The organism is Azospirillum sp. (genome assembly GCF_050789165.1).
Genome location: NZ_JBOZRT010000125.1, coordinates 39,807 through 66,439, shown reverse-complemented (window position 1 = coordinate 66,439; position 26,633 = coordinate 39,807). Strand labels below are relative to the sequence as shown.

Annotated in this window: 23 protein-coding genes; 10 read left to right on the top strand and 13 right to left on the bottom strand. The window is 69.6% G+C overall.

Going from position 1 to position 26,633, the window contains the following annotated elements:
* Positions 1 to 110 precede the first annotated feature (110 nt).
* Complete coding sequence (locus ACRWK7_RS27120; protein WP_431859631.1) at positions 111 to 1,607, bottom strand: aldehyde dehydrogenase family protein; 1,497 nt, start codon at positions 1,605 to 1,607, stop codon at positions 111 to 113.
* Positions 1,608 to 1,744: 137 nt separating this feature from the next.
* Between ACRWK7_RS27120 and ACRWK7_RS27115 the strand changes: the two genes are divergently transcribed.
* The 5 genes from ACRWK7_RS27115 (at position 1,745) to ACRWK7_RS27095 (ending at position 7,032) form a co-directional block, all read left to right on the top strand.
* Positions 1,745 to 2,596, top strand: coding sequence for a lytic transglycosylase domain-containing protein (locus ACRWK7_RS27115; RefSeq protein WP_431859629.1), 852 nt, complete (start codon positions 1,745 to 1,747; stop codon positions 2,594 to 2,596).
* Positions 2,597 to 2,634: 38 nt separating this feature from the next.
* Entirely contained in the window at positions 2,635 to 3,486 is an 852-nt protein-coding gene (locus ACRWK7_RS27110) for an alpha/beta fold hydrolase (RefSeq protein WP_431859627.1), read from the top strand.
* 384 nt (positions 3,487 to 3,870) lie between these two features.
* The gene (rsmA, locus tag ACRWK7_RS27105) at positions 3,871 to 4,716 is read left to right on the top strand and encodes a 16S rRNA (adenine(1518)-N(6)/adenine(1519)-N(6))-dimethyltransferase RsmA (RefSeq protein WP_431859625.1); all 846 of its coding nucleotides are present in this window, start codon (positions 3,871 to 3,873) and stop codon (positions 4,714 to 4,716) included.
* A 230-nt stretch (positions 4,717 to 4,946) separates the two neighbouring features.
* A complete protein-coding gene (locus ACRWK7_RS27100) occupies positions 4,947 to 5,486 on the top strand; it encodes a TRAP transporter small permease subunit (RefSeq protein WP_431859623.1) in 540 nt (179 codons plus the stop codon).
* A 19-nt stretch (positions 5,487 to 5,505) separates the two neighbouring features.
* A complete protein-coding gene (locus tag ACRWK7_RS27095; RefSeq protein ID WP_431859621.1) occupies positions 5,506 to 7,032 on the top strand; it encodes a TRAP transporter large permease in 1,527 nt (508 codons plus the stop codon).
* A gap of 264 nt (positions 7,033 to 7,296) precedes the next feature.
* Here the strand turns inward: ACRWK7_RS27095 and ACRWK7_RS27090 are convergent, their stop codons facing one another.
* The 3 genes from ACRWK7_RS27090 to recO all read right to left on the bottom strand — a co-directional run bounded on the left by ACRWK7_RS27090 (position 7,297) and on the right by recO (position 11,919).
* Positions 7,297 to 8,403, bottom strand: coding sequence for a TRAP transporter substrate-binding protein (locus tag ACRWK7_RS27090; protein WP_431859619.1), 1,107 nt, complete (start codon positions 8,401 to 8,403; stop codon positions 7,297 to 7,299).
* Positions 8,404 to 8,869: 466 nt separating this feature from the next.
* Positions 8,870 to 11,134: a DNA topoisomerase IV subunit A gene (gene parC, locus ACRWK7_RS27085; protein ID WP_431859617.1), complete on the bottom strand. Its 2,265-nt coding sequence runs from the start codon at positions 11,132 to 11,134 to the stop codon at positions 8,870 to 8,872.
* 50 nt (positions 11,135 to 11,184) lie between these two features.
* Positions 11,185 to 11,919: a DNA repair protein RecO gene (gene recO / locus ACRWK7_RS27080; RefSeq protein WP_431859615.1), complete on the bottom strand. Its 735-nt coding sequence runs from the start codon at positions 11,917 to 11,919 to the stop codon at positions 11,185 to 11,187.
* A gap of 144 nt (positions 11,920 to 12,063) precedes the next feature.
* On the opposite strand from recO, the gene ACRWK7_RS27075 reads away from it, so the two are divergent.
* On the top strand, positions 12,064 to 14,550 hold the full coding sequence (locus tag ACRWK7_RS27075; RefSeq protein ID WP_431859613.1) for a sensor domain-containing protein: 2,487 nt from the start codon (positions 12,064 to 12,066) through the stop codon (positions 14,548 to 14,550).
* A gap of 118 nt (positions 14,551 to 14,668) precedes the next feature.
* Here the strand turns inward: ACRWK7_RS27075 and sugE are convergent, their stop codons facing one another.
* Positions 14,669 to 14,983 carry a quaternary ammonium compound efflux SMR transporter SugE gene (gene sugE / locus ACRWK7_RS27070; protein ID WP_431859612.1) on the bottom strand — a complete coding sequence of 105 codons (315 nt, stop codon included), beginning with the start codon at positions 14,981 to 14,983 and terminating at the stop codon, positions 14,669 to 14,671.
* Between the two features lie 364 nt (positions 14,984 to 15,347).
* Here sugE and ACRWK7_RS27065 point away from each other — a divergent pair, with 364 nt between their 5' ends.
* The 4 genes from ACRWK7_RS27065 to ACRWK7_RS27050 all read left to right on the top strand — a co-directional run bounded on the left by ACRWK7_RS27065 (position 15,348) and on the right by ACRWK7_RS27050 (position 19,672).
* Entirely contained in the window at positions 15,348 to 15,872 is a 525-nt protein-coding gene (locus tag ACRWK7_RS27065; protein ID WP_431859610.1) for a DUF1993 domain-containing protein, read from the top strand.
* 174 nt (positions 15,873 to 16,046) lie between these two features.
* A complete protein-coding gene (locus ACRWK7_RS27060; RefSeq protein WP_431859609.1) occupies positions 16,047 to 16,679 on the top strand; it encodes a LysE family translocator in 633 nt (210 codons plus the stop codon).
* 269 nt (positions 16,680 to 16,948) lie between these two features.
* Positions 16,949 to 18,874: an alpha-amylase family glycosyl hydrolase gene (locus tag ACRWK7_RS27055; RefSeq protein WP_431859607.1), complete on the top strand. Its 1,926-nt coding sequence runs from the start codon at positions 16,949 to 16,951 to the stop codon at positions 18,872 to 18,874.
* Between the two features lie 93 nt (positions 18,875 to 18,967).
* Entirely contained in the window at positions 18,968 to 19,672 is a 705-nt protein-coding gene (locus tag ACRWK7_RS27050; RefSeq protein ID WP_431859605.1) for a DUF2270 domain-containing protein, read from the top strand.
* On the opposite strand, the gene era is transcribed toward ACRWK7_RS27050, so the two are convergent.
* The 8 genes from era to ACRWK7_RS27010 all read right to left on the bottom strand — a co-directional run bounded on the left by era (position 19,673) and on the right by ACRWK7_RS27010 (position 26,606).
* A complete protein-coding gene (gene era / locus ACRWK7_RS27045; protein ID WP_431859603.1) occupies positions 19,673 to 20,635 on the bottom strand; it encodes a GTPase Era in 963 nt (320 codons plus the stop codon).
* The gene (gene rnc / locus ACRWK7_RS27040; protein ID WP_431859601.1) at positions 20,628 to 21,389 is read right to left on the bottom strand and encodes a ribonuclease III; all 762 of its coding nucleotides are present in this window, start codon (positions 21,387 to 21,389) and stop codon (positions 20,628 to 20,630) included. Before rnc ends, era begins: the two co-directional genes overlap by 8 nt.
* A 145-nt stretch (positions 21,390 to 21,534) precedes the next feature.
* Positions 21,535 to 22,287: a signal peptidase I gene (gene lepB, locus ACRWK7_RS27035; RefSeq protein WP_431859599.1), complete on the bottom strand. Its 753-nt coding sequence runs from the start codon at positions 22,285 to 22,287 to the stop codon at positions 21,535 to 21,537.
* A 29-nt stretch (positions 22,288 to 22,316) separates the two neighbouring features.
* Entirely contained in the window at positions 22,317 to 22,736 is a 420-nt protein-coding gene (acpS, locus tag ACRWK7_RS27030; RefSeq protein WP_431859597.1) for a holo-ACP synthase, read from the bottom strand.
* Positions 22,733 to 23,479, bottom strand: a complete 747-nt coding sequence (locus tag ACRWK7_RS27025) for a pyridoxine 5'-phosphate synthase (RefSeq protein ID WP_431859594.1) — start codon at positions 23,477 to 23,479, stop codon at positions 22,733 to 22,735. Before ACRWK7_RS27025 ends, acpS begins: the two co-directional genes overlap by 4 nt.
* A gap of 85 nt (positions 23,480 to 23,564) precedes the next feature.
* Positions 23,565 to 25,247, bottom strand: a complete 1,683-nt coding sequence (locus ACRWK7_RS27020; protein ID WP_431859592.1) for a methyl-accepting chemotaxis protein — start codon at positions 25,245 to 25,247, stop codon at positions 23,565 to 23,567.
* Positions 25,248 to 25,441: 194 nt separating this feature from the next.
* Positions 25,442 to 25,849, bottom strand: coding sequence for an HIT family protein (locus ACRWK7_RS27015; RefSeq protein ID WP_431859590.1), 408 nt, complete (start codon positions 25,847 to 25,849; stop codon positions 25,442 to 25,444).
* Between the two features lie 13 nt (positions 25,850 to 25,862).
* Positions 25,863 to 26,606 carry a sulfite exporter TauE/SafE family protein gene (locus ACRWK7_RS27010; RefSeq protein ID WP_431859588.1) on the bottom strand — a complete coding sequence of 248 codons (744 nt, stop codon included), beginning with the start codon at positions 26,604 to 26,606 and terminating at the stop codon, positions 25,863 to 25,865.
* Positions 26,607 to 26,633 lie beyond the last annotated feature (27 nt).

Sequence of the window (26,633 nt, the reverse complement as noted above, 5' to 3'; positions counted from 1 at the left end):
CGGAAGAAAGCTGAGAGGAACCAAAGCCCCGCGCTACGAAGCAAGGGGGCCGAAGCCCCCTTGCCTGTCGATCCGCTTGGCTTTTCCCGCAACGCGAAGGAGCGGGGCCATCACCCCATGTTGATGATGATCGTCTTCTTGTGGGTGAAGTGCTCCAGCATCGACTCCAGCGTCGCCTCCTTGCCCAGGCCGGACGCCTTGACGCCGCCGTAGCTGAGGTTCGGCTGCACCACCAGGTTCTGGTTCACCTGCACGAAGCCCGCCTCCAGGCGGTGCACCGCGTCCATGGCGGTCTTCAGGTCGCGCGTCCAGATGGTGGCGGCGAGGCCGTACTCCGTGTCGTTGGCCGCCTGGATGGCGTCCTCGTACTCGGTGAACCTGAAGAGGCAGGCGACCGGGCCGAAGATCTCCTCGCGCGCCGGGGCGGAATCGCGCGGGATGTCCACCAGCAGCGCCGGCTGCACGAACAGCCCCTTGCCCAGCTTCGGGTCCGCCGGCAGGGCCGAGCACTTCAGCACCGTGGCGCCGGGGCTCTCCTCGCCGATGCGGATGTAGTTGAGCACCTTGTCGTACTGCTGGCGGCTGACGATGGCGCCGATGTCGGTGGCCTCGTCCAGCGGGTCGCCCATCACCATGGCGTCCACCTTGGCCTTCAGCTTGGCCACGAAGTCGTCGTGCACGTCGGCGTGCACGAAGATGCGCGAGGAGGCGGTGCAGCTCTGGCCCTGGCGGGTGAAGCGCATGCCGGCCACCGCGCCGGCCACCGCCTTGTCCACGTCGGCGTCGCCCATGACGATCATCGGGCTCTTGCCGCCCAGCTCCAGCGTCACCGGGATCAGCTTGTCGGCGGCGGTCTTGTAGACGATCTTGCCGGTCTCGACCGAGCCGGTGAAGGTCACCTTGCCGACCTTCGGGTGCGCCACCAGCGGCGCGCCGCACTCCGGCCCCATGCCCGAGAGGATGTTCAGCAGCCCCGGCGGCAGCACCGTCTGCATCAGCTGGCAGGCGCGCAGCACGGCGAACGGCGCCTCCTCGGCCGACTTCACCACCACCGCGTTGCCCGCCACCATCGCCGGCGCGATCTTCAGCGCCATCAGCAGCAGCGGCACGTTCCACGGGATGATCGCGCCGACCACGCCGATCGGCTCGCGCACCGTCATGGTCAGCATCGCCGGGTTGAACGGCACGGTCTCGCCCTTCAGCTCCGGCGCCAGGCCGCCGAAGAAGGTGAAGGCGTCGGACAGCACGCCGGCCTCGACCCGGCTCTCGGTGCGCAGCGCCTTGCCGGTCTCCAGCGTGACGAGGCGCGCGATCTCCTCCTTGTGGGCGTCGAGGATGCGGCCGCATTCGGCCACCAGCTTGCCGCGCTCGCGCGCCGGGCGCTTGGCCCACTCCCTCTGCGCCTTCACCGCGGCGGCCACCGCGGCGGCCACGTCGGCCTCGTCGCCCCAGGCGGCCTGCCCCACGGTCTCCTGCGTGGCCGGGTTCACCACGTCGAAGGTGCGGCCCGAGCGCGGGGCGACCAGCTGGCCGTCGATCAGCTGCTTGCCCGACAGCGTGCGGGCGAGGGCGAAGGGATCGAGCACGGGCTCGATGGTGCTGGACATGGTCGTTTCCTCTTCCTCCACCGGCTCTCCGGCCGGCGACTTGTGATATGGGAGCGCCGGGCGCATCCATTCGGCACCGTATGCTTGCCGAGTCGCCCTGACAAGGTCATTATCCCCGCATCCATTCGGGGAGAGAGATGCGTTTCCTGCGCGCTTTGCCGGTGCTCCTGCTGGTCGTGGCGGCCGTTCCGTCGGCGGCGGCGCGGGCGGGCGCACCCAGCGTGGAGAACGGCGTTGCGGTGGTCCGGGGTCCTGGAACCTCGACGATTCCGGCCAATCCCCCGGCGGTCCTCAAGCGCGAGTGCGAGGCGGCCGAGTCCGGCGACGCCGAGGCCGCCTACCGCATGGCCCGGCGGTTCCTGTTCGGCCTGGGGGTGGAGCGGGACCGCCGCGTCGGCGCCGCGTGGCTGCGCGCCGCCGCCAGCCGCGGCCACGCCGAGGCGCGCAAGCTGGTGGCCTACGTGCCCGGCGAGGTCGGCCGCATCCGCCCCTGGTGCCGGCCGGGCGGCGCGCCGCCGCGTGGGGTCGCGGCTCCGCCGGAGGAGATCGTGCGCATGGTCCGCGCCATGGCGCCGACCTACGGCCTCGACCCCGAGCTCGTGCTGGCCGTGGTGCGGGTGGAGAGCGCCTTCCGCACCAACGCGGTGTCGCCCAAGGAGGCCGCCGGCCTGATGCAGCTGATCCCGGAGACCGCCGAGCGCTTCGCCGTGCGCGACGTCTTCGACCCGCAGGAGAACCTGCGCGGCGGCATGAAGTACCTGCGCTGGCTGCTGGCCTACTTCAGCGGCGACGTGACGTTGGCGCTGGCCGGCTACAACGCCGGCGAGGGCGCGGTGGACAAGCACCGCGGCGTCCCGCCCTACGAGGAGACGCGCAGCTACGTGCAGTTGATCCGCCGCCTGTACGCCCACGCCGACCACCCCTTCGACCCGGCGGCGGCCAACCCGTCGCCCGTCATCCCGCGGCGGACAGCGGCCCTGCCGCGCTGATACACTGCCGGCGACCAACCGGAAGGGGAGACGCCCGCATGCCGATGTCCGAACGCCGCGTCCTGGGCCTGAGCGCGCTGGGCTTCCACGCCGTCGCCTACACCCAGTGGGGCCGGGACGACGCGCCCCGCACCGTGGTGTGCGTGCACGGCCTGACCCGCAACGGCCGCGACTTCGACCATCTCGCGCTCGACCTCGCCGACGCCTACCGCGTCGTCTGCCCCGACGTGGTCGGGCGCGGGCGGAGCGACCGGCTGGCCAACCCGGACCTCTACGGCTACCCGCAGTACCTCGCCGACGCGGCGGCGCTGATCGCGCGCCTCGACGTGGAGACGGTGGACTGGGTCGGCACCTCCATGGGCGGGCTGATCGGCCTGATGCTGGCGGCGCAGCCGAAGTCGCCGATCCGCCGGCTGGTGATCAACGACGTCGGCCCGTTCCTTCCCAAGGCGGCGCTGGAGCGCATCGCCGGCTACGTCGGCAAGGACCCGGTGTTCGACGACATCCGCGGCGTCGAGGCCTACCTGCGCCTCGTGCTGATGGGCTTCGGCCAGCTCTCCGACGAGGAATGGCGCCACATGGCCGAGCACAGCGCGCGTTCCCTGCCGGACGGCCGCTTCGCGCTGGCCTACGACCCCGGCATCGGCAAGGCGTTCACCGCGCAGCCCCTGGCCGACGTCGATCTCTGGCCGCTGTGGGACCGCATCGCCTGCCCGGTGCTGGTGCTGCGCGGCGCCGAGTCGGACCTGCTGCTGCCGGAGACGGCGCTGGAGATGACCCAGCGGGGGCCGAAGGCACGCCTCGTCGAGGTGCCGCACTGCGGCCACGCGCCGTCGCTGATGAAGCCCGAACAGATTGCGGCGGTGCGCGGCTTCCTCCTGGAAAGCTAGGCGCATACCGCATCATCGCCTCGACGGGTTGCAAGGAATACAATAAAATGCCCGCGCCGAGAGCAATCCTGCCTGCGGCGTATCGGAGGGTACAGACGATGCGGAAGCTGACTCTGACCCTGTGGGTAAAGATTAGGGCGATGCGGATCGCACTCCACATCGCCCTTGAATTCTAAACCTCACAGGCGGGCGGCAGGGGAAACCCCCTGTCGTCTGCCCTCCATATATAAGGGATGCCCCATGCCCGGGCAAGCCTCCACCAAACTTTGCGCGTCCGAGATCGCGCTTCTCGCCGCGATGGTTGTGGTCGGCGCGCTGCTTTTCGGCAAGGCCGAGGTGCACGTGATCCGTGACGAGTGATCGGCCGGGCCGTATAACCGCGGCATGACCGCCGCCCCTTTCGATCCGCACAGCCTGCCGCCGCTGCGCGACGTCATCGCCCGCTTCGGGCTCGGCGCCCGCAAGGCGCTGGGCCAGAACTTCCTGCTCGACCTCAACCTGACCGGCCGGATCGCGCGCTCGGCCGGGCTGACGGAGGGGATGTCCGTCGTCGAGGTCGGCCCCGGCCCCGGCGGCCTGACGCGCGCGCTGCTCGCCTCCCCCGCCCGCGAGGTCGTGGCGATCGAGCGCGATTCCCGCTTCGTCGAGGCCCTGCAGGACGTGGTGCAGGCCGCGGAGGGACGCCTGCGCATCGTCGAGGCCGACGCGCTGGAGGTCGACCCGGCCGCGCTGACCGAAGCCCCCCGCGCCATCGTCGCCAACCTGCCCTACAACGTGGCGACGCCGCTGCTGATCGGCTGGCTGAAGCGCATCGAGGACTATGTCAGCCTGACCCTGATGTTCCAGAAGGAGGTCGCCGACCGCCTCGTCGCCCAGCCGGGCAGCAAGGCGTACGGCCGGCTGTCGGTGATCACGCAGTGGCGGGCGGAGACCCGCGTGCTGTTCAACCTGCCGCCGCGCGCCTTCACGCCGCCGCCCAAGGTGGACTCCACCGTCGTGCACCTGACGCCGCGCGCCGCGCCTGAGCCGGCCGATTGGGCGGACCTGGAGGCGGTGACCGCCGCCGCCTTCGGCCAGCGCCGCAAAATGCTGCGCCAGAGCCTGAAGCCGCTGGGCAACGCCGAGGCGCTGCTGGCCGAAGTCGGCATCGCGCCGACCGCGCGCGCCGAGGAGGTGCCGGTGGCCGGCTTCGCCGCGCTCGCCCGCGCCGTGCGGGCGTCGCGGGCGTAGCCGGGGAAATCCGCACGCCGCCTATGGCTTTGTACCCCCTTGCGCGGAGGCCCCGTCTTCCGTCAAAAGAGGCGCAAAGGTGTTACCATTTTGGTTTCGGCCCGTAAGGGATTTCCGCAGCTTGCGGAAGGGCCGCGATCCGGGATCATCCTGCGGATGATCCCGCACGAACCGGGCACCAAGAACCAGGCGGGCCCAAGCCCGCAGCGAGGGAACAGGGAGATCCGCTTTTGAGCATCCTGCTGAAACTGAGCGGGCTGATCGACGCGCTGAACGAGGCCGTCGGCAAGCTCGTCTACTGGCTGGTGCTGGTCGCCGTGGTGATCAGCGCCGGCAACGCATCGGTCCGCTATCTCTTCAGCACCAGTTCCAACGCCTGGCTGGAACTGCAGTGGTACCTGTTCTCGGCGGTGTTCCTGCTGTGCTCCGGCTACACGCTGCTGCGCAACGAGCACATCCGCATCGACGTCGTCATCGGCCGCTTCTCCAAGCGCACGCAGGCCTGGATCGACGTCTTCGGGTTCATCGTCTTCATGTTCCCGATGGCGCTGCTGATCCTCTGGCTGTCCTTGCCGATGTTCTGGGACAGCTTCATCCACTCGGAGATGTCCAACAACGCCGGCGGCCTGATCCGCTGGCCCGCCAAGATCCTGGTCCCCGTCGGTTTCCTGCTGCTCAGCCTGCAGGGCGCGTCGGAGCTCATCAAGCGCATCGCCTTCCTGATGGGCCTGCGCGACGAGCCCGGCGACAAGATGCACGGCCATTCGTGAGCACGGGGGAAACACCGCAATGACCGCTTTCCTGATCGAGAACATGGCGCCCCTGATGTTCGGGGCGCTGGTGATCTTCCTGCTGGTCGGCTTCCCCGTCGCCTTCGCGCTGGCCGCCAACGGCCTGGTGTTCGGCCTCGTCGGCATCGAGCTCGGCCTGCTCACCCCGGCGCTGTTCCAGGCGCTGCCGGAGCGCGTGTTCGGCATCATGCAGAACGACACGCTGCTGGCGATCCCGTTCTTCACCTTCATGGGCCTGATCCTCGAACGGTCCGGCATGGCCGAGGACCTGCTGGACACCATCGGCCAGCTGTTCGGCCCGGTGCGCGGCGGCCTCGCCTACGCGGTGATCTTCGTCGGCGCGCTGCTGGCCGCCACCACCGGCGTGGTCGCCGCCTCGGTGATCTCCATGGGCCTGATCTCGCTGCCGATCATGCTGCGCTACGGCTACGACCGGCGGCTGGCCGCGGGCGTCATCGCGGCGTCGGGCACGCTGGCGCAGATCATCCCGCCGTCGCTGGTGCTGATCATCCTGGCCGACCAGCTCGGCCGCTCGGTCGGCGACATGTACGCCGGCGCCATGGCCCCGGGCCTGGTGCTGACCGCGCTGTACGCCGGCTACGTGCTGCTGGTCACCATCGTCCGCCCCGCCGCCGCCCCGGCGCTGCCGCTGGAAGCGCGGTCGCTGCGCGGCATGAAGCTGTTCATCCGGGTGATCGTCTCGCTGGTGCCGCCGCTGGTGCTGATCTTCCTGGTGCTGGGCACGATCTTCCTCGGCGTGGCGACGCCGACCGAGGGCGGCGCCATGGGTGCCGCCGGCGCGCTGCTCCTGGCGCTGGCCAAGCGCAAGCTGTCGTGGAGCCTGATGCGTCAGGCGATGGACACCACGGCCAAGCTGTCGTCCTTCGTGGTGTTCATCCTGATCGGCTCGACGGTGTTCGGCTTGGTGTTCCGCGGCGTCAACGGCGACCTGTGGGTGGAGCACCTGCTGACCGGCCTGCCCGGCGGCGCTCTCGGCTTCCTGATCGTCTGCAACATCCTGGTCTTCCTGCTGGCCTTCTTCCTCGACTTCTTCGAGCTGGCCTTCATCATCGTGCCGCTGCTGGGCCCGGTGGCGGAGAAGCTGGGCATCGACCTGATCTGGTTCGGCGTGCTGCTGGGCGTGAACATGCAGACCTCGTTCATGCACCCGCCGTTCGGCTTCGCGCTGTTCTACCTGCGCTCGGTGGCGCCGCGCACCGACTACACCGACAAGATCACCGGCAAGCTGATCGGGAAGATCACCACCGGCCAGATCTACTGGGGCGCGGTGCCGTTCGTGGTCATCCAGGTCATCATGGTGGGCATCGTCATCCTCTTCCCCGGTCTGGTGGAGGTCGGCCTCGACCGCGGGCAGAAGGTGGATCCGAACACCATCCAGATCGAGATCCCGCAGATGGACTTCGGCGCCCCGCCGCCCTACCCGGGCATGGAGCAGCAGCCGGGCGACAACAACCCCGGCGACGTCAACGACCTGATGAAGCAGCTGCAGCAGCAGAAGCAGTAGGGGTATCGAGAGCCCTCCCCCGCCTCCGGCGGGGGTGCGGCGCCGGTGCCAAAGGCAATGAGCGCCGAAGGCGATCATAGGCAAAGCGCGGTCGCCCGACTTGCGGGCGACCGGTGGTTGGGCGGGGGCGAGTTGTTCCCCGAAGTTCAGAAGCACAAAAGAAAAGCCCCGCTCACGCGGGGCTTTTTCAGTTCCTGTGCTTTGCAGGGGCCGCCGCCCCCGCCCAGCCTCCCCCGCCGGAGGCGGGGGAGGGGCTAACTCACCTCACCCCTTCTTCGGGGCCGGGCTGTTGTAGACGAAGCTGTCGAAGGTGTACTCGGCGACGCGGAACCACAGGTACTCCTCGTCGCGGAACTTGCGCCATGCTTCGTAGACCTTCTTGAAGGTGGCGTTGGTCTTCGCCTCCTCCTCGTAGGTGTCGAAGGCGGCCTGGTAGCAGGCCTGCATGACCTCGCGCGGGAACGGGCGCAGCTGGGTGCCGGCGGCGACGAGGCGCTTCAGGGCGTTCATGTTGTACACATCGTACTTGCCGAGCATCGAGCTGTTGGCCGCGGCGCAGGCCTGATCGAGGATCGCCTTGTAGGCCTTCGGCAGCGCTTCGTATTCGGCGTTGTTGACCAGCAGCGACACCTGCGGACCGCCTTCCCACCAGCCCGGATAGTAGTAGTACTGCGCGACCTTGTTGAAGCCGAGCTTCTCGTCGTCGTGCGGGCCGACCCACTCGGCGGCGTCGATGGTGCCCTTCTCCAGCGACGGGTAGATGTCGCCGCCGGCGATCTGCTGCGGCACGGTGCCGAGACGGGTGAGCACCTTGCCGGCGTAGCCGCCGATCCGGTACTTCAAGCCCTTCAGGTCATCGACGGTCTTGATCTCCTTGCGGAACCAGCCGCCCATCTGCGTGCCGGTGTTGCCGGCCGGGAACTGGATGATGTTGTAGGCCTTGAACACCTCCCGCATCAGCTCGAGGCCACCACCGTGCGTCATCCACGCCATCTGCTGGCGGGCGTTGAGGCCAAACGGCATCGAAGCGTCGAAGCCCAGGGTGGGCTCCTTACCCACGTAATAGTACGACACCGTGTGGCCGCACTGGATGGTGGCGTTCTGAACGGCGTCGAGCACTTGCAGCGCCGGGACGATCTCATTGGCGGCAAAAACGCGGATCTGGAACTTGCCGTCGGTGGCCTCGGAGACGCGCTTGGCGACCTCTTCGGCGGCGCCGTAGATGGTGTCGAGGCTCTTCGGGAAGCTGGAGGCGCACCGCCACTTCACCTCGGGCATCGACTGCGCGATGGCCGGGGCGGCGATGGTGGCGGTGGCGGCCGCGGCGGCGGTGCCGACGCCGGCCGTGGTCAGGAACTCGCGACGCTTCATCGGGTGGTCTCCCTGGGTTCTCGTTCTTGAGGTCAAGGCGTAGCGGGCAGCGCCCATCGGCCCGATCCGCAAGACGGACGGGAACGGTGCGGCGGATTGCCCGGATGGTGCTGGAGGAGTCCGAAACGCATGCGGGGCGTTTCCCGACGGCTCATCGGGCGGCGCCCGAAGACGGTCCGCCGGCGTGGTCCTGCATGCTCATGCGACGCCTCCCTGTTTCGTCCCGGTGGCGGTTGCGGCCGGTCGAGCGGCCGGTGCCCCGGTATTCTTTTGATTGCAGTACTATGCCGTATACCCATGGCTGGTATCAAGCCGGAGCATGGCTCGGTAGTACCATTTTCGGGGAAGCGTGGGGATTGCGGTTTTCCGCAATGTCGGGGACAGCGACGACACGCCGGCCGTGGCGGAAAAAGAAATGGCCGGGAACGAGCCCGGCCATCTGCGACGCGACGCGGTTCCGAAGCCCTTACGAGAACCGGTTGTTCTTCGGGAAGCCGTTGGGCGGGAACTTGCCCACCCCGGCCCGGTTCGCCTGCCACGGCCGCATGTCCGTCTCGGTGCGCACCCGGTCGCCGAGGTTCCAGGTCAGGCCGTCCGCCGCCTTGAAGGTCTTCAGGTCGGACAGGCTGGCGTCCTTGTACTTCTGCAGGTGCAGGCCCTTGCCGCGGCTCATCACCGGCAGCTCCTCCAGCGCGAAGACCAGCAGCTTTCGGTTGTTGCCGATCACCGCCACCTGGTCGTCCCCGGCCCCGACGAAGACGCAGATCTTCGCCGCCTTGCCCGACTCCAGCGTCAGGATCTGCTTGCCGGCGCGGGTCTGGGCGATCACCTCGCCCTCCTCCACCTGGAAGCCGCGGCCGTCCTCGCTGGCGACGATCAGGCGGCGGTCCGGCTGGTGCTTGAACAGCGCGACGATCTCGGTGTCGTTGCCGAGGTCGATCATGAGGCGCACCGGCTCGCCGAAGCCGCGGCCACGCGGCAGCTTGTCGGCGCCCAGCGTGAAGAACTTGCCGTTGGAGGCGAAGACCAGCAGCTTGTCCGTCGTCTCGCAATGGATGGCGAAGCGGGCGGCGTCGCCTTCCTTGTACTTGACGTCGGCGACCTCGGTCTCGTTCATGTGGCCGCGCACGGCGCGGATCCAGCCCATCTGCGAGCACAGCACGGTCAGCGGCTCGCGCTCGACCATCGCCTCCAGCGGGATGTCGATGACCAGCGGCGCGTCGGTGATCTGGGTGCGGCGGTCGTCGCCGAAGCGCTTGCGCGTCTCCTCCAGCTCCTTGCCCAGCCGCTTCCAGCGCAGGGATTCGTCGCCGAGCAGCTCCTGGATCTCCGCCTTCTCCGCCGACAGCGCGGCGTGCTCCTTGCGGATCTCCATCTCCTCCAGCTTGCGCAGGTTGCGCAGGCGCATGTCGAGGATGGCGTTGGCCTGCACCTCGGTCAGCTCGAAGGCCTTCATCAGCTGGACCTTCGGCTCGTCCTCCTCGCGGATGATGCGGATCACCTCGTCGAGGTTCAGGTAGGCGATCAGGGTGCCGCCCAGCACCTCCAGCCGGTGGTCGATCTTGGCGAGGCGATGCCGCGAGCGGCGCACCAGCACCTCGTGCCGGTGGTCGAGGAAGGCGTCCAGCACCTCCAGCAGGTTCATGACGCGCGGGACGTTGTCCTTGTCCAGCACGTTCATGTTCATGGCGAAGCGGGTTTCCAGGTCGGTGGCCTGGAACAGCGAGGCCATGAGGACCTCGGGATCCACGTTGCGGCTCTTCGGCACCAGGACGAGGCGGATGTCCTCGGCCGACTCGTCGCGCACGTCCTCCAGCAGCACCAGCTTCCGGTTGGTCAGCAGCTCGGCGATCTTCTCGACCAGCCGCGCCTTCTGGACCTGGTAGGGGATCTCGGTGACGACGATCTGCCAGGTGCCCTGGGCCAGCGGCTCCTTGTGCCACTTGGCGCGCAGGCGGAACGAGCCGCGGCCGGTGCGGTAGGTCTCGATCACCGTGGCGCGCGGCTCGACCAGCACGCCGCCGGTCGGGAAGTCCGGGCCCGACATCAGCGAGACGAGGTCCTCGATCTTCGGCGGCGCCGGCATCTCCTTGCCGGCGATGAACGCCTTCACCCGGTCCTGCCGGTGCTTGAGCACGAGGCGCAGCGCCGCGCAGATCTCGCCGACGTTGTGCGGCGGGATGTTGGTCGCCATGCCCACGGCGATGCCGCTGGAGCCGTTGGCGAGCAGGTTGGGGAAGTTGGCCGGCAGCACCGCCGGCTCCTCGCCGTCGCCGTCGTAGGTGGCGCGGAAGTCGACCGCGTCCTCGTCGATGCCCTCCAGCAGCGCCTTGGCGACATCGGTCAGGCGCGCCTCGGTGTATCGCATGGCCGCGGCGTTGTCGCCGTCGATGTTGCCGAAGTTGCCCTGCCCGTCGATCAGCCGGTAGCGCACCGCGAAGTCCTGCGCCAGCCGGACCAGCGCGTCGTACACCGCGGTGTCGCCGTGCGGGTGGTACTTGCCGATCACGTCGCCGACGACGCGGGCCGACTTCTTGGGCGGCGTCTCGGGGTTCAGCCGCAGCTCGTTCATGGCGTAGAGCAGGCGCCGGTGCACCGGCTTCAGCCCGTCGCGCACGTCGGGCAGCGAGCGCGCCATGATGGTGGAGAGCGCGTAGCTCAGATACCGCTCGGAGAGCGCTTGCTCGAGCGGCTTGTCGATGATGTCGGATGCAGGCACTGGGGTCTTCATGCCGGCAACCTACCAGATTTGGGGAGAAAATCCAGCGGGTTTTGTTCTCGTTACGTTCTCATCAGGCGCGCCGCCAGCCGCTCCCGCGCCGGCGGCAGCGGGGCGTTGAGAACATGGCGTTCCAGGAAGTGCCCGGTCAGCCGCAGCCCCGCCGCCACCTCCTCCGTCCCGCCCTGCCCGCGCCCGATCAGGAAGCCCGGCAGCGCCAGCAGGCGGTCGCGGTAGGGCTCGCCGGCGGAGATCGACACCGCCCGCCCGGTGCGCGGGCTGACGAAGGCTAGGTACTCGTTGCCCGACACCGCGCCGGTCACCGCGCAACGCTCCAGGTCCAGCCCGAAGCCCAGTTCGGCCAGCAGCCCGACCTCCCAGCGCACATAGGCTTCAGCCCAGGGGGCCTCGGCCCAGGCGGTGGCGCCGTCCAGCACCTCGAACAGGGCGCACAGGCCGTCGTAGAGCGCCGGGTGCGGTTCGTGCTCGGGCAGCGCCGCCTCGGCCAGGGCGCAGGCGGAGGCGAGCGCCGCCAGCCGCGGCGGGTCGTCGAGCAGCCCGGCGGCGTAGCCGCGCAGCGGTTCCAGCACGTAATTTCCCAGGTGCTCGGCCAGCCGGCCGCGCCAGCGCGCGGCGACGACGCTTCCCGGCTCGGTGTGGCCGCGCTGGCGCGAGGACCGGCCGCCCATGACGAGTCCCGCGTGGCGCCCGTGCTCGCGCGCCAGCAGAGTCACCACCGCCGCGCTCTCGCCGTGCGGACGGGTCGACAGCACGATGCCCTGGTCGGTCCATTCCATGGAACGAAAATAGTACATCCGCGCCGCGGATGCACCCCCGGCACCTCAGGCTGCGCGGCACGCCCGGTTCCGTGTCATGGCAGTTGCAATTTGCCGCGATCTGGGCGGCAATGGATGGAGAGAGATCGTACAAAAGGCTCAAGGGTGTTGACCAGTCCCGCCGACCGATACCTGCTTGCCGAGAAAGCCGGCACCGAAGGCGTGTGGGACTGGGACCTGCGCGCCGGCACGCTGTATCTGTCGCCGCGATTCCGCGCGTTCCTCGGCCTGCCGCCCTCCGAATCGCCGGGTCCGCCGGACGACTGGCTGGAGCGCGTGCACCCCGAGGATCTCGACTGGCTGCAGGCGGCGCTGGAGGGCCAGCGCGGCGGCGTCGCCCTGCCCTTCCACATCGAGCACCGCGTCCGCCCGCACGTCTCCGATGACTGGCGCTGGCTGGTCTGCCGCGGCATGGCGGTGTGCGACGAATCGCAGCAGCCGGTGCGCCTCGTCGGCTCGGTCGCCGACGTCACCGAGCGCAAGCTGGCCGAACTCCAGCTCCGCCGCAGCGAGGAGCGCTACGCGCTGGCCGCCGCCGCCAGCAACGACGGCCTGTACGACTGGGACCTGACGACGGGCCGCGTCTACTACGCGCCGCGCTGGACGGCGATGCTGGGCTTCGAGGAGCACGCCGTCGGCGACGACCCGCAGGAGTGGCTGGGCCGCGTGCACGAGGAGGACCTGATCTGGCTGACCGCCGCGCTGGACGGCGCCGGCGGCGACGGCAGGCCGTTCCAGATCGAGTACCGGATGCGCGACGCCCGGGACAAGGAACGCTGGATGTCGTGCCGCGGCATCGCGGTGAAGGACGCCGCCGGCACCCCCGTGCGCATCGTCGGCAGCCAGGCCGACGTCACCGACCGCAAGCTGGCCGAGCAGCAGCTGCGCCTCAGCGAGGAGCGCTACGCGCTGGCCGCGCAGGGCGCCAACGACGGGCTGTGGGACTGGCGGCTGGATCAGGACGAGGTCTACTACTCGCCGCGCTGGAAGGCGATGCTGGGCTACGCCGAGGACCAGATCGGCACGGCCAGCTGCGAGTGGTTCTCCCGCGTCCACCAGGAGGACGTGGACGGCCTGCGCGCGGCGCTGGACCTGCACCTGTCCGGCGAGCGCGAGAACCTGCAGCACGAGTTCCGCATGCACGCCGCCGACGGCTCGGTGCTGTGGATGCTGGCGCGCGGCCTGGCGGTGCGCGACGACAGCGGGCAGCCGGTGCGCCTCGCCGGCTCGATGACCGACATCACGGCGCGCAAGAAGGCGGAGCAGCAACTGCTGTTCGACGCGGTGCACGACGGCATGACCGGGCTGCCCAACCGCACGCTGCTGCTCGACCGCACCGGGCTGGCGCTCGACCGCCACCGGCGGGCGCGGGGCAAGCACTTCGCGCTGCTGCTGATCGACCTCGACCGGTTCAAGGGGATCAACGACACCAAGGGCCCGGCGGTCGGCGACCTGATCCTGCGCACCATGGCGCAGCGGCTGGAGGACAGCCGGCGCATGGGCGACACGCTGGCGCGGCTGTCGGCGGACGAGTTCGCGCTGCTGCTGAACGATGTGGACGACGTCGGCGACGCGCTGAGCGCGGCGCGGCGCATCGCCGCCATCGTGGCGGAGCCGGTGCCCCTGGACGACCACGCGGTGGTGCTGACCGCCTCCATCGGCGTGGCGCTGAGCGCCACCGGCTACGACCGGCCGGAGGACATGCTGCGCGACGCCGGCCTCGCGGTGTACCGGGCCAAGCAGAACGGCCGCAACCGGGTGGACGTCTTCGACTCCACGCTGCGCCGGCAGGCGATGTCGCAGATGCGCACCGAGGCCGACCTGCGCACGGCGGTGGAGCGCGGCCAGCTCTGCCTGTTCTACCAGCCCATCGTCAGCGTGCTGACCGGCCGCATCGCCGGGTTCGAGGCGCTGATGCGCTGGCGCCACCCGAAGCGCGGCCTCGTGTCGCCCGCCGAGTTCATCCCGCTGGCCGAGGAGTGCGGCCTGATCGTGCCGATGGGCCGCTGGGCCCTGCAGGAGGCGGTGCGCCAGCTGGCCGCGTGGCAGGACCGCTTCCCGCGGCGCAAGCCGCTGTTCATGAGCGTCAACGTCTCCTCCCAGCAGTTCCGCGACGACGACCTGCTGGGCCTGGTCGAGGCGGTGCTGGCCGAGCACCGCATCCCGCCCTCCTCGCTGAAGCTGGAGATCACCGAGAGCCTGCTGATGCAGGACCCGGAGAAGTGCCGCGAGCTGATGCGGGCGATCCGCGACCTCGACGTGCGGCTGAGCATCGACGATTTCGGCACCGGCTATTCGTCGCTGGCGTACCTGCAGAAATTCCCGGCCGACACGCTGAAGATCGACCGCACCTTCGTCTCCGCCATCTCCAAGGGCGAGAGCAGCGCCGCCATCGTCCAGGTCATCACCACGCTGGCGGCGATCCTCAACATGGACGTGGTGGCCGAGGGCGTGGAGACCGAGACCGAGGCGGAGTTCCTGCGCGACATCGTCTGCACCTACGGCCAGGGCTACCTCTGGGCCCGCCCGGAGCCGGCCGAGGAGGCCGAGGCGCGGCTGGTGGGGGAAAGCGTGGAGTTGGGGGTGGCGTAGCGCGGCTTCCGTTTCGCCGTGAAGCCCCTCCCCTCTTGAGGGGAGGGGTTGGGGAGAGGGGGCAAGGCGACGACGAACACATGTCTGAGCGGAACGGAGCCGTCAGGGCCGGTCGCAATCACTGCGCCAATTTCAACCCGACGATCCCGGCAACGATGAAGGCGATGCAGACCAGCCGAAGGACGGTCGCCGGCTCCCCGTGGAGCAGGATGCCAAGAACGGCGGTGCCGATTGTGCCGATGCCAGTCCACACCGCGTAGGCGGTCCCCAAGGGCAGCGTCTTGAGCGCAAACCCGAGCAGGCCAAGACTCGCCACCATTGAAGCGGCTGTCAGCAAGGAGGGAACGAGACGGGTAAAGCCTTCGGTGTGTTTGAGGCCAACGGCCCAGCCGATTTCGAGCAGGCCGGCGACAAACAGAACGATCCAAGCCATAAGAGCCTCCCTTGGCTCAGGCCGGGTCGTCCCAACCGATGCTTCCATAACGGTGTGGGGCCGTCCCCACGGAAGCGCGCCCCTCAGGTAGGACAGGCCAGACACGTCTTCAAGGTGATTCAGCGCGCTCGGAAATCGGGAATGCTCTCGCATCGGCAAGCGCCAAACGCGGCTTGTTGGGCAAGAGCGGCTCGATCAAGCGCCACTCGACGTCGGTCAGGTCATATCGGCTCATGCCCACCTTGAATCAGGGTTCCACGCGAGGGGGAAGACCGCCAGTCGATGAGCGCGCCGGTTCTTGCCGCCGCAGCCGTTACGTCACATGCTGAATGCGGACATTTGATCCGCTCGCGAGAGGAAGCCGATGTCGATATCACTCTATGACCTCAGCGTGCCGACCTTCCTGCAGACCATAAGATCCATCGGAGGCTTTCTCGGCCGTGCGGCCACGCATTTCTCGAACACCGGGGTCGATCCCGACAACGTCGTGAACACCCGCCTCTTCCACGACATGGCGCCCTTCCATTTTCAAATCGAAGCGGCATGGCATCATTCGGTGTGGGGGGTGGAGGCCCTGAAAACCGGCGCGTTCACCCCTCCCGCCCTGGTCGGCCCTGTTCCCCTTGCTGACCTGCAGGCCATGATCGGCAAGGCGGAAAGGGCACTGGAGGCGTTCACTCCCGACGAGATCGATGAGTGCGCGGGCAGGAACCTGAACCTTCACATCGGCCCGCGAACACTTGCCTTCACGTCGGAAACCTTCATTCTCTCCTTCTCGCTGCCAAACTTCCATTTCCACGCTGTCACCGCATACGACATCCTGCGCTCGCAAGGCGTGCCGCTCGGTAAGCGTGACTACGAGGGCCGGCTGCGCACCAGATCGTCTTAAGACAGAACCCCGGACTCCAACGAGCGGTTCGTCACCAACGCCGCGAATTTTCGCTATTATGGCGGAAACGCCACCAGCCATTGCCTTCCAGGGGACCGTTTCGCAACGCCCTGTCCGTTTTGTTCGGCTGCCGGTATGGTGAGATCCCTTACGGACACACCGGATGGCGGTCCCATGCCGACCTCGACGACGATTCTCGCCTTCGCCCTCGTGGCCCTGGGCATGGTCCTGACCCCCGGCCCCAACATGGTCTATCTGATTTCCCGCTCGATCTGCCAGGGGCGTGCGGCGGGGGTGATCTCGCTGGGCGGCGTAGCGCTCGGCTTCGTGTTCTATATGTTCTGTTCCGCCCTCGGCATCACGGCGCTGGTGTTCGCGGTGCCCTACGCGTACGACGCCTTGCGCCTGGCCGGAGCCGCCTACCTCCTCTATCTCGCGTGGCAGGCCGTGAAGCCCGGAGGGCGCTCTCCGTTCCAGGTGCGCGACCTGCCGGTCGACAGCCCCCGCAAGCTGTTCGTGATGGGGTGCGTCACGAACCTGCTCAATCCCAAGATCGCGATGCTCTACCTGTCCCTGCTGCCGCAGTTCATCGACCCGGCGCACGGCGACGTTCTGACCCAATCCCTGGTCCTCGGCTCCGTTCAGATCGCCGTGAGCGTGACGGTCAATCTCCTGCTCATCGTCGCGGCGGGATCCATCACCGTGTTCCTCGCCGGCCGCCCCGCATGGTTGCTCGTGCAACGCTGGCTGATGGGCACGGTCCTGGCCGGGCTCGCCATCCGCATGGCGACGGAAGCGCGTCGTTAGGCCGACGTCTTCCGCGACACGCCGGCCGCGCCGCCGCGCCGATCGTTCCCGTTGCGTTCGCACGCCGATCGCGCTAGGATGACGATCCCATTCCACCCCAGGAGCCCCGCGCCGGACCGTGTGAAGTGAACAGCCTCTGCACACTGTTCCACAGTGTTCCACTCTGTTCCATTCCGGCCTCCGCACCCCCGCCGCGGCACAGCGGCAAGCTTTCGTTAACCATAATCCACGACCGTGGCCGCTCCCTGCCCCAGCGCGGAGCGTCCTCCATGCCCATCCCCGCCCGCCGGTTCACGCGTGCCGGCGCCTTCGCCGCCTCCCTCCTCCTGGCCCTGCCGGCGCACGCCGGGCCGTTTGCGCTCGCCACCGACGGCGGCGACGCCTGGGGCTTCGCCAAGGTCGTCGAGGGCACCGCCGAGCCCGGCGCCTGCGACGAGGTGCTGGTCGAGGCGCCCGGCGGCACCGTGCCGGCGGAGCGCGACGGCGACCGCTTCACGGCGCTCGTCCGCCTGCGCGCCGGCGCCAACGCCGTGCGCGCGGTGTGCCGCGCCGACGGCGCCGAGTGGGCGGCGGCGGAGCAGCGCTGGACGGTGCGCCTCGCCGACGCGCCCAAGGCGTGGGTGCGCGCCTCGGTCACCCACGACGGGCTGGTGCTGGACGCCGGTCGCAGCGAGACCGCCCCCGGCCGCCCCGCCCCGCTCGCCCGCGTGGTCTGGAGCGAGGCGCCCGGCAACCCGGCGCCGCTGGTCGCCGCGGACGGCGCGCCGGTGGCGGGCAGCGGGGCGCGGCGCCTCGCGCTGCGGACGCCGACCGCGGACGGCACCTACCGGGTGAAGCTGACGGTCACCGACGCGCTGGGGCGCGCGGACACGGCGGCGGGGATCTTCCGGGTCGAGGACGGCCGGCCGGTCGCCGTCGATCTGCGGCGCGCGGCGCCGGAGTGGACGGCGGACGCGGTGGTGTACGGCGTCGTGCCCTGGCTGTTCGGGCCGCGCGGGCTGCCGGACGTGACGGCGCGGCTGGACGCCATCGCCGCGCTGGGCGTCAACACGCTGTGGCTGTCGCCCGTCACCGGCGCACCGGGGCAGGATTTCGGCTACGCCGTCACCGACCATTTCGCCGTGCGCGCCCGCTACGGCAGCGAGGCCGACCTCAAGGAGCTGGTGCGGGCGGCGCACGCGCGGGGCCTGCGCGTGCTGATGGACGTGGTGCCCAACCATCTGGCCGAGCAGCACCCCTACTTCGCCGACGCCGCGGCGCGGGGGGCGGAGTCGCCCTATCACGGCTTCTTCGACCGCGGGCCGGACGGCGGCGTCACCCACTATTTCGACTGGAGCAACCTGAAGAACCTCAACTACGACCACCCCGAGGTGCAGCGCTACATGACCGAGGCGTTTGCGCACTGGGTGCGCGCGGTGGGGATCGACGGCTTCCGGGTGGACGCCAGCTGGGCGGTGCGCGAGCGCGCGCCCGAGTTCTGGCCGCGCCTGCGCGAGGAGATCAAGCGCCTCGACCCCGACGTGCTGCTGCTCGCCGAATCCTCGGCGCGCGATCCCTGGTACGTCGAGCACGGCTTCGACGCCGCCTACGACTGGACCGACACGCTCGGGCAATGGGCGTGGCACGACGCCTTCGACGACCCGGCGCAGACGTCGGCGAAGCTGCGCGCCGCGCTGGCGGCCTGGGACGGGCGGACGCCGGTCTTCCGCTTCCTCAACAACAACGACACCGGCGCGCGCTTCGTCACCCGGCACGGGGTGGCGCGGGCGCGGCTCGCCGCGACGCTGCTGCTGACCCTGCCCGGCCTGCCCGGCGTCTACGCCGGCGACGAGGTCGGCGCCGAATACGAGCCCTACGGCGCCCAGCGCGCGCTGTCCTGGGGGGATCCGCACGGGCTGACCGCCCACTACACCCGCCTGATCGCGCTGCGCCGCGACCGCGCGGAGCTGCGCCGCGGCGACTTCCGCCTCGTGGAGACCGACGCCGACGACCGGGTTCTGGCCTACCGGCGCGGCGGGCTGCTGGTGCTGCTGAACGTCTCCGACGCGCCGGTGGACGTCGCCGTGCCGCTGCGCGGGCGGGCGGAGGACCTGCTGGGCAGCGGGACGATGGCGGTCGAGGGCCGCGTCGCCCTGCCGCCGCTCGGCGCCCTGGTGCTGAAGGCGGCCGAGGTGCAGGCGGCGGAAGGGCGGTAGCCACCGGTTTGCCCCTCCCCGATTGCCCCGCCCCCCTTCCGACCACACTCTCCTTGGCAAGGGCCCGCGTGTGGCCCGCAGGAGGGACGCCCGATGGACGAGATCCGATCCACGCCGCCGACACTGGGCTCGGCGGACATCAGCGCGCTGGCCCACCTCTACCGGGGCGAGCTGTACCGCAGCACGGTCTGGCGCACCCGGCTCGACGCCACCACCAACTGGGCGGTGGTCACCACCGGTTTGGCGCTGTCGCTGTCCTTCTCCAGCGCCGACGCCTCTCCGCTGCCGCTGGTGCTGGTCGGGCTGCTGGTCGCGGTGTTCCTGATGATCGAGGCGCGGCGCTACCGCTTCTTCGATTTCTGGCGGATCCGCGCGCACATCCTGGAGGTGCACTTCTTCGGCCCGATCCTGCTCGGCCAGGGGGTGCGGCTGGACAATGGCTGGAACACGGTGCTGCACCAGGACTACCGCACGCCGGCCCTGCACATCACGCTGATGGAGGCCGCCGGGCGGCGGCTGCGCCGCAACTACGGCTGGATCTTCGGCATCCAGGTGGCGGCCTACGCGGGCAAGCTGCTGATCCACCCGACGCCGATCGCCACGCTGGACCAGCTGTGGGCGCGCGCCACCATCGGCCCGGTGCCGGGCGCGGTGGTGATCCTGTGCGGCGTGCTGTTCCACGCCACCTGGATCACCATCGCCGTGCGCACCTACCGCAGCCGCCGCGGCGCCGACCGCGACCGCCCGCCGCGCCCGGCGCGCGACGCCGTGCTCGACCTTGCGCGCGGGGCGTCGTGACTATTTCTGTTCGAAGTCGAGGCCCCAGACGCTGTAGCGCTCGGGATCCTCAGTCCAGTTCTCGCGGACCTTGACGAACAGCATCAGGTGGACGCGGCGCTCCAGGAACGCCTCCAGCTCGGTGCGGGCGGCGAGGCCGATCTGCTTAATGCGTGCCCCGCCCTTGCCCAGCACGATGGCCTTCTGGCTCTCGCGCTGCACGTAGACGACCTGCCGGATCTTCACCGAGCCGTCCTCGAACTCCTCCCACTCCTCGGTCTCGACCGTGGCGGCGTAGGGCAGCTCCTGGTGCAGCTGGAGGAACAGCTTCTCGCGCGTCACCTCGGCGGCCAGCAGGCGCATCGGCATGTCGGAGATCTGGTCCTCCGGGTACAGCCACGGCCCCTCCGGCAGGCGCTCGGCGAGGAACTTGCGCAGGTCCTGCACGCCGTCGCCGGTGGCCGCCGACACCATGAAGGTGTCGGTGAAGATGCCCGCGTCGTTCAGCTCGGCGGTGAGGCCCAGCAGGTTCTCGCGGTGCTTCACCAGGTCGATCTTGTTGAGCACCAGGATCGCCTTGCGCTGCTGCTCCTGCAGCGCCGCGACGATGCCGCGGGTGTCGTCGTCGATGCCGCGGCGCGACGCGTCCACCAGCACGCCGACGAGGTCGGCGTCGTGCGCGCCCTGCCAGGCGGCGGCGACCATGGCGCGCTCCAGCCGCTTCTTCGGCGTGAAGATGCCCGGCGTGTCGACGAAGAGGATCTGGCTGTCGCCCTCGATGGTGATGCCCAGCACGCGCGAGCGCGTGGTCTGCACCTTCGGGCTGACGATCGACACCTTGGCGCCGATCATCGCGTTCAGCAGCGTCGACTTGCCGGCGTTCGGCGCGCCCACCAGCGCGACGAAGCCGCAGCGGGGGTTCTCCGGCTCGTGCCCGGGCTCTTCGGAATCGGGCAGGTCGTCGATGTCGGTCTCGTCAATCATGCACGGCAACTCCCAACTGGCGCAGCAGCGCTCTGGCCGCCTGCTTCTCGGCGGCGCGCTTGGAGGACCCGGTGGCCGTCGCCGGCTCCTCGCCCTGCACCGTCACGCGCACGCGGAACACCGGCTCGTGCGCCGGGCCGCTCTGGTCCATCATCTCGTAAACCGGCAGCGGCCGGCCACGTCCCTGCGCCCATTCCTGCAACGCCGTCTTCGGGTCGAGCGGCGGCGGCTGGTGGCGGTCGATCATCCCGGCCCAGGCGCCGCGGATGAAGCGCTTGGCCGCCTCCAGCCCGCCGTCCAGGTAGAGCGCGCCGATGGCCGCCTCGCAGGCGTCGGCCAGGATGGTGCGGTTGCCGCGCCCGCCGCCGGAATCCTCGGCCGGCGACAGGCGCAGGTAGCGCCCGAGGTCCAGCCCCTCGGCCACCGCGCCCAGCGCCTCGCGCCGCACCAGCGCGGCGTGCCGCTTGGCGAGCGCCCCTTCCTTCTCGTTCGGAAAGCGCTCCAACAGCCAGTCGGCGATGCACAGGCCGAGCACCCGGTCGCCGAGGAACTCCAGCCGCTCGTAGGCGATGCCGGGCCCCTGCGAGGGCGAGGTGCCCTTGTCCGAGCGTTCCAGCCCCATCAGGCTGGGGTGCGTCACCGCGTCGGCGAGCAGGCCGACGTCGGTGAAACGGTGGCCGAGCGCCGCGGCCAGTTCGGCGACATCTGCGCCTGGAAGGGTCCCGCCTTCGGGCTCGGTGGTGTCTTCTGTCACGTCACATCCTCGAACAGTCGGGCGGCAACAACACACGCCCCACAACCGTCATCCCCGCGAAGGCGGGGATCCATAGGTTCCACGGTTTCCCGCTTTGGAAATTATGGATCCCCGCCTTCGCGGGGATGACGAAAAAACAAAGGGTCTAATTAACCCCACTGAACAAGCGCGAGAAGCGCAGGTCGAAGGGCCAGCGCCAGACCTCGAAGAAGCGAGTGCCGTCCTCCAGCGAGAAGAACAGGAACTCCGCCCGGCCGACCACGTTCTCGACCGGCACGTAGCCGACCATGCTGGGAACGCGGCTGTCCAGCGAGTTGTCGCGGTTGTCGCCCATCATGAACAGGTGGTTCTCGGGCACCTTGTAGAGCGGCGTGTCGTCCAGCGCCCCGTGGTCGGTCTCCTCGATGATGCGGTGCTTCTTGCCGTTCGGCAGCGTCTCGATGTACTGCGCCACGCGGGTCTCGCGGCCCAGGCTGTCCTTGGCGACGTAGTCCTCGATGCGGTCGCGCTGCACCGGCTTGCCGTTGATGTGCAGCACGCCGCCGATCATCTGCACCGTGTCGCCGGGCAAGCCGATGACGCGCTTGATGTAGTCGGTCTTGTTGTCGCGCGGCAGCTTGAACACCGCGACGTCGCCTCGCTCCGGAATCTTGCCGAGGATCCGGCCCTCGAACAGCGGCAGCCCGAAGGCCACCGTGTGCTTGCTGTAGCCGTACGAGAACTTCGACACGAACAGGTAGTCACCGATCAGCAGCGTCGGGATCATCGAGCCCGAGGGGATGTTGAACGGCTCGTAGGCGAAGGTGCGCACGCCGAACGCGATCAGCACCGCGTAGAACACCGTCTTCAGCGTCTCGCCGATGCTGCCGGCATCCTTCTTCTTCTCGACCAAGGACATGGGAACTCGATTCTGCGTGTCGGTGTAAGTTATTCGGGTTCGGCGCTGATGACGACGAAGGCTTCGGCCAGCGGGTACTCGTCGGTCAGCGTGACGTGGATGCGGGCGACCATGCCCTTGGGGGTGATCGCCTGCAGCCGCTCCAGCGCGCCGCCGGTGAGCGCCATGGTGGGCTGGCCGCTGGGCAGGTTGACCACGCCCATGTCGCGCCAGAACACGCCGTTGCGGAAGCCGGTGCCCAGCGCCTTGGCGCACGCCTCCTTGGCGGCGAAGCGCTTGGCGTAGGTGCCGGCGCGCGCGTCGTACTTGCCGCCCTTGCCAACCCGGCGCTCCGCCTTGGCGCGCTCGGCCGGCGTAAAGCAGCGGTCGATGAAACGGTCGCCGAAGCGCTCCAGGGTCTGCTCGACGCGGCGGATGTCGGTGAGGTCGTTGCCGATGCCCAGGATCATCGCACCGCCCCGGGGCGCTCTTCATCCATGCGCCGGCGCATGGCCCGGATGCTCTCGCCCAGGCCGACGAACAGCGCCTCGCCGATCAGGAAGTGGCCGATGTTCAGCTCGACGATGTTCTGGATGGCGGCGACCGGGCCGACAGTGCCATAGTCCAGCCCATGCCCGGCGTGGCACTCCAGCCCGATGGCCTCGGCGTGGGCCGCCGCCTGCACCAGGCGGGTCAGCTCCGACCCGCGCCCGGCGCCCGGCGCGGTGTCGCAATAGGCGCCGGTGTGCAGCTCGACCACCGGAGCGCCCAGCTCGCGCGCCGCGTCCAGCTGGCGCACCTCTGGGTCAATGAACAGGGAGACGCGGATGCCGGCGGCGCCCAGTTCGGCGATGTAGCGTTGCAGGTGCCCACGCCCGCCGTCGACGTCCAGGCCGCCCTCGGTGGTCACCTCGGTGCGCTTCTCCGGCACCAGGCAGACGGCGTGCGGGCGGTGCCGCAGCGCGATGGCCAGCATCTCGTCGGTGGCCGCCATCTCCAGGTTGAGCGGCAGCGTCAGTTCAGCCATCAGGCGCTCGATGTCGGCGTCGCGGATGTGCCGGCGGTCCTCGCGCAGGTGGGCGGTGATGCCGTCGGCGCCAGCCTCGGCGGCGAGGTGGGCGGCGCGCACGGGGTCGGGATGCTTGCCGCCGCGCGCGTTGCGCACGGTTGCCACGTGGTCGATGTTCACGCCCAGGCGCAGGTAACGGGTCATCGCGACGCTCCCGGAATCGGCCGCGCGCCGGCCGGGAGGGCCAGCGCAGGCACTCGGGACTATATAGCGACGCCGGAGCGCCGCGTCACGCCTCCTGCACGGCGCGCAGGAAGTGCTCCACCTCGCTGCGCAGCAAACGGCTCTCGCCGTTCAGCCGGTCGGCGGCGGCGGCGACGACGCCGGCCATGCCGGTGGTGCGGCTTGCGCCGTCGCTGACCTCGGCAATGCTGTTGGACACCTGACGGGCGCCGTGCGCCGCCTCCTCGACGTTGCGGACGATCTCGCTGGTCGCCGCCCCTTGCTGCTCGACCGCGCCGGCGATGCAGGTCGCCAGTTCGTTGAGGCGGCCGATCACCTCCGCCACCTCGCGGATGGCGGACACCGCGCCCTCGGTCTGGTCCTGCACGGCGGCGATCTGCTGGATGATTTCCTCGGTGGCGTGCGCCGTCTGGTTGGCGAGGTTCTTCACCTCGGTGGCGACGACCGCGAAGCCCTTGCCGGCCTCGCCGGCGCGGGCCGCCTCGATGGTGGCGTTGAGCGCCAGCAGGTTGGTCTGCGAAGCGATGGAGGTGATGAGCTGCACCACCTCGCCGATGCGGCGGCCGGAGTCCGACAGGTCGGCGATGCGGGCGTTCGCCGCCTCGGCCTGGGTCTGGGCGGCGCGGGAGATATCCGCGGCCATGCGGACCTGCCGGTCGATCTCTTCGGTGGAGGCGATCAGCTCGCTGGCGGCGGCGGCCACCGTCTCGACGTTGGCGGTGGACTGCTGGGTGGCGGCCGACACCTCGCCGCTGCGCGCCTGGGTCTGCGACGCGGTGGCGGACAGCTCGCCCGACGCCGAGGTCAGCTTCTCCAACGCCTCCTGCACCGCGCGCATCAGCTGCTGCACGGCCCCGTCGAAGTCCTTCGACAGTCCCTCCACCCGCTGCTGGCGGACGAGGCGGCGGCCGGCGGCGGCATCGGCCTCGTCCTGCAGGCGGCGGTGCTCGACGGCGCGGTCCTTGAACGTCTGCAGGGTGGCGGCCATGGCGCCCACCTCGTCGCCGCGGCCGACGTGCGCCACGCCGACCGACAGGTCGCCCTCGGCCAGCGCCCGCATGGTGCCGGACAGGCCGGCCAGCGGCCTCGTGATGTCGCGGGCGATCAACTGCGCCGCGACCAGCGACAACAGCACCAGCACCGCGCCGATGCCCATGACCTCCACCGCGTTCGTCCAGAACGCGGCGTCCACGTCGTCGGTGTAGACGCCGGTCCCGAGCATCCAGCCCCACGGCGCGAAGGGTGCGGCGTAGGACAGCTTCGGCTGCGGGTCCTTGAAGCCCTGGCGCGCCACCACGTAGGGAACGAAGCCGCCGCCCGCCTTCGCCGCCTCGATCATGGCGCGGATGTAGGGCTTGCCGGCGGCGTCCAGCGCGTCCATGCGCGGCTTGCCTTCGTCCTGCGGGCGCGGGCCGATGACCAGCGAGGTGCCGTCCATCTGGTAGACGAAGACGTAGTCGTTGAGCGGTCCGTAGCGCAGCGGCCGCAAGGTGGCGATGGCCTGGGCCTTGGCCTGCTCCTCGCTCATCTCGCCCTTGGCGGCGCGCTGCTGGTACGAGGTGGCGATGGAGAGGGCGGCCTGCACCATGTTGCGGACCTGGCTCTCCTTCTCCGCGACGATGGCGGCGCGCAGGTTGTGCAGCGCCACGCCGGAGCCCGCCGCCATGCCGGTCAGCACCGCCGCGAGCATCAGCAGGATCTTGGTGCGGATCTTCAGGTTGCTCAGCATGACGTTCCATCCCCCGTGTTCTTCGTGACGCGGACGGATGCTTTTTCGGCTATTTTTCTCTGAAATTAAGAAAAATGCCGTCTATCCGGGCGCAGATCTGCATCCATCGCGCGCGGACAGGTTGATACACAACGCGAACTGGTTTGCCTAGACGCCCAACATATGCCATTTGGTCGCAGGCGGGCAGTGTCCTACTACTTTACTTGGATACGTGCTGCCAGTTCTTTCAGCGTGTCGAGCGGCGGCCCCTTGCGCGGCCATTCCAGGCCGACGCCATCGCCCTCGTGGCGCGGCAGCACGTGCAGGTGGACGTGCGGCACCGTCTGCCAGCCGGCCGGCCGGTTCGCCTGGAGGATGGTGAGTCCGGCAGGCTCGAACGCCGCCTGCACGGCGCGGGCGACCTTGTGCGCGGTGCGGAACAGCGCCGCCGCCTCATCCTCGGTCAGGTCGAGGATGGTCTCGGCCGGGCGCTTCGCGACCACCAGCACGTGGCCGGGATTGACCTGCCCGGCATCCATGAAGGCGAAGCTGTGCTCGTCCTCGTAGACTTTGGCGCAGGGGATCTCCCCGGCGATGATCCGGCTGAAGACGGTCTCGGTCATGCGTTTCCTCCCGTTATTTGGTCAGGAAGAAATACACCGTCATGGCCGAGCCGACGAGGATGATGAACTTGCGCAGGTAGGCCGGCGGGATGCGCCGGGCGATGCGGGCGCCGGAATAGCCGCCGGCCACGCAGGCCACCAGCATGATCAGCGCCTCGGTCCAGTACACGGCCCCGCCGGCGACGAAGGCGACCACCGCGATGGCGTTCAGACAGCCCGACAGCAGCGACTTCAGCCCGTTCATGGCGTGGATATCGCGCAGGCCGAAGACGCCGAAGGTCGCCAGCATCAGGATGCCGATGCCGCCGCCGAAATAGCCGCCGTAGACGGCGATGAAGAACTGCACGACCAGCACGCCGACCGGCCCCAGGCGCGTCTTTCGGCGGATGCAGGCCGCCAGTTTCGGCCCGGCGGCGAAGAGCGCGGTGGCGAACAGCAACAGCCACGGAATGAGGACGGCAAAGGTGGCGTCCGGCGTCCACAGCAGCAGCAGCGCCCCCAGCAGCCCGCCGACCAGGCTGATGCCGATGAAGGCCGGCAGATCGATCTCGGTCAGCTTGCTCAGCTCGTTCCGGTACCCGTAGGCGCCGGCCAGCGCGCCGGGGCACACGGCGACGGTGCTGGTGGCGTTGGCGGCGACCGGCGGCACCCCGGCGAACACCAGCGCCGGAAAGGTCAGGAAGCTGCCGCCGCCGGCAACGGCGTTGACCACGCCGGCCGCGTACGCGGCGACGATCAGGAGCAGGGTGGAGAGCATCGAGGGGCCCGCAGCGAATTGTGCGGC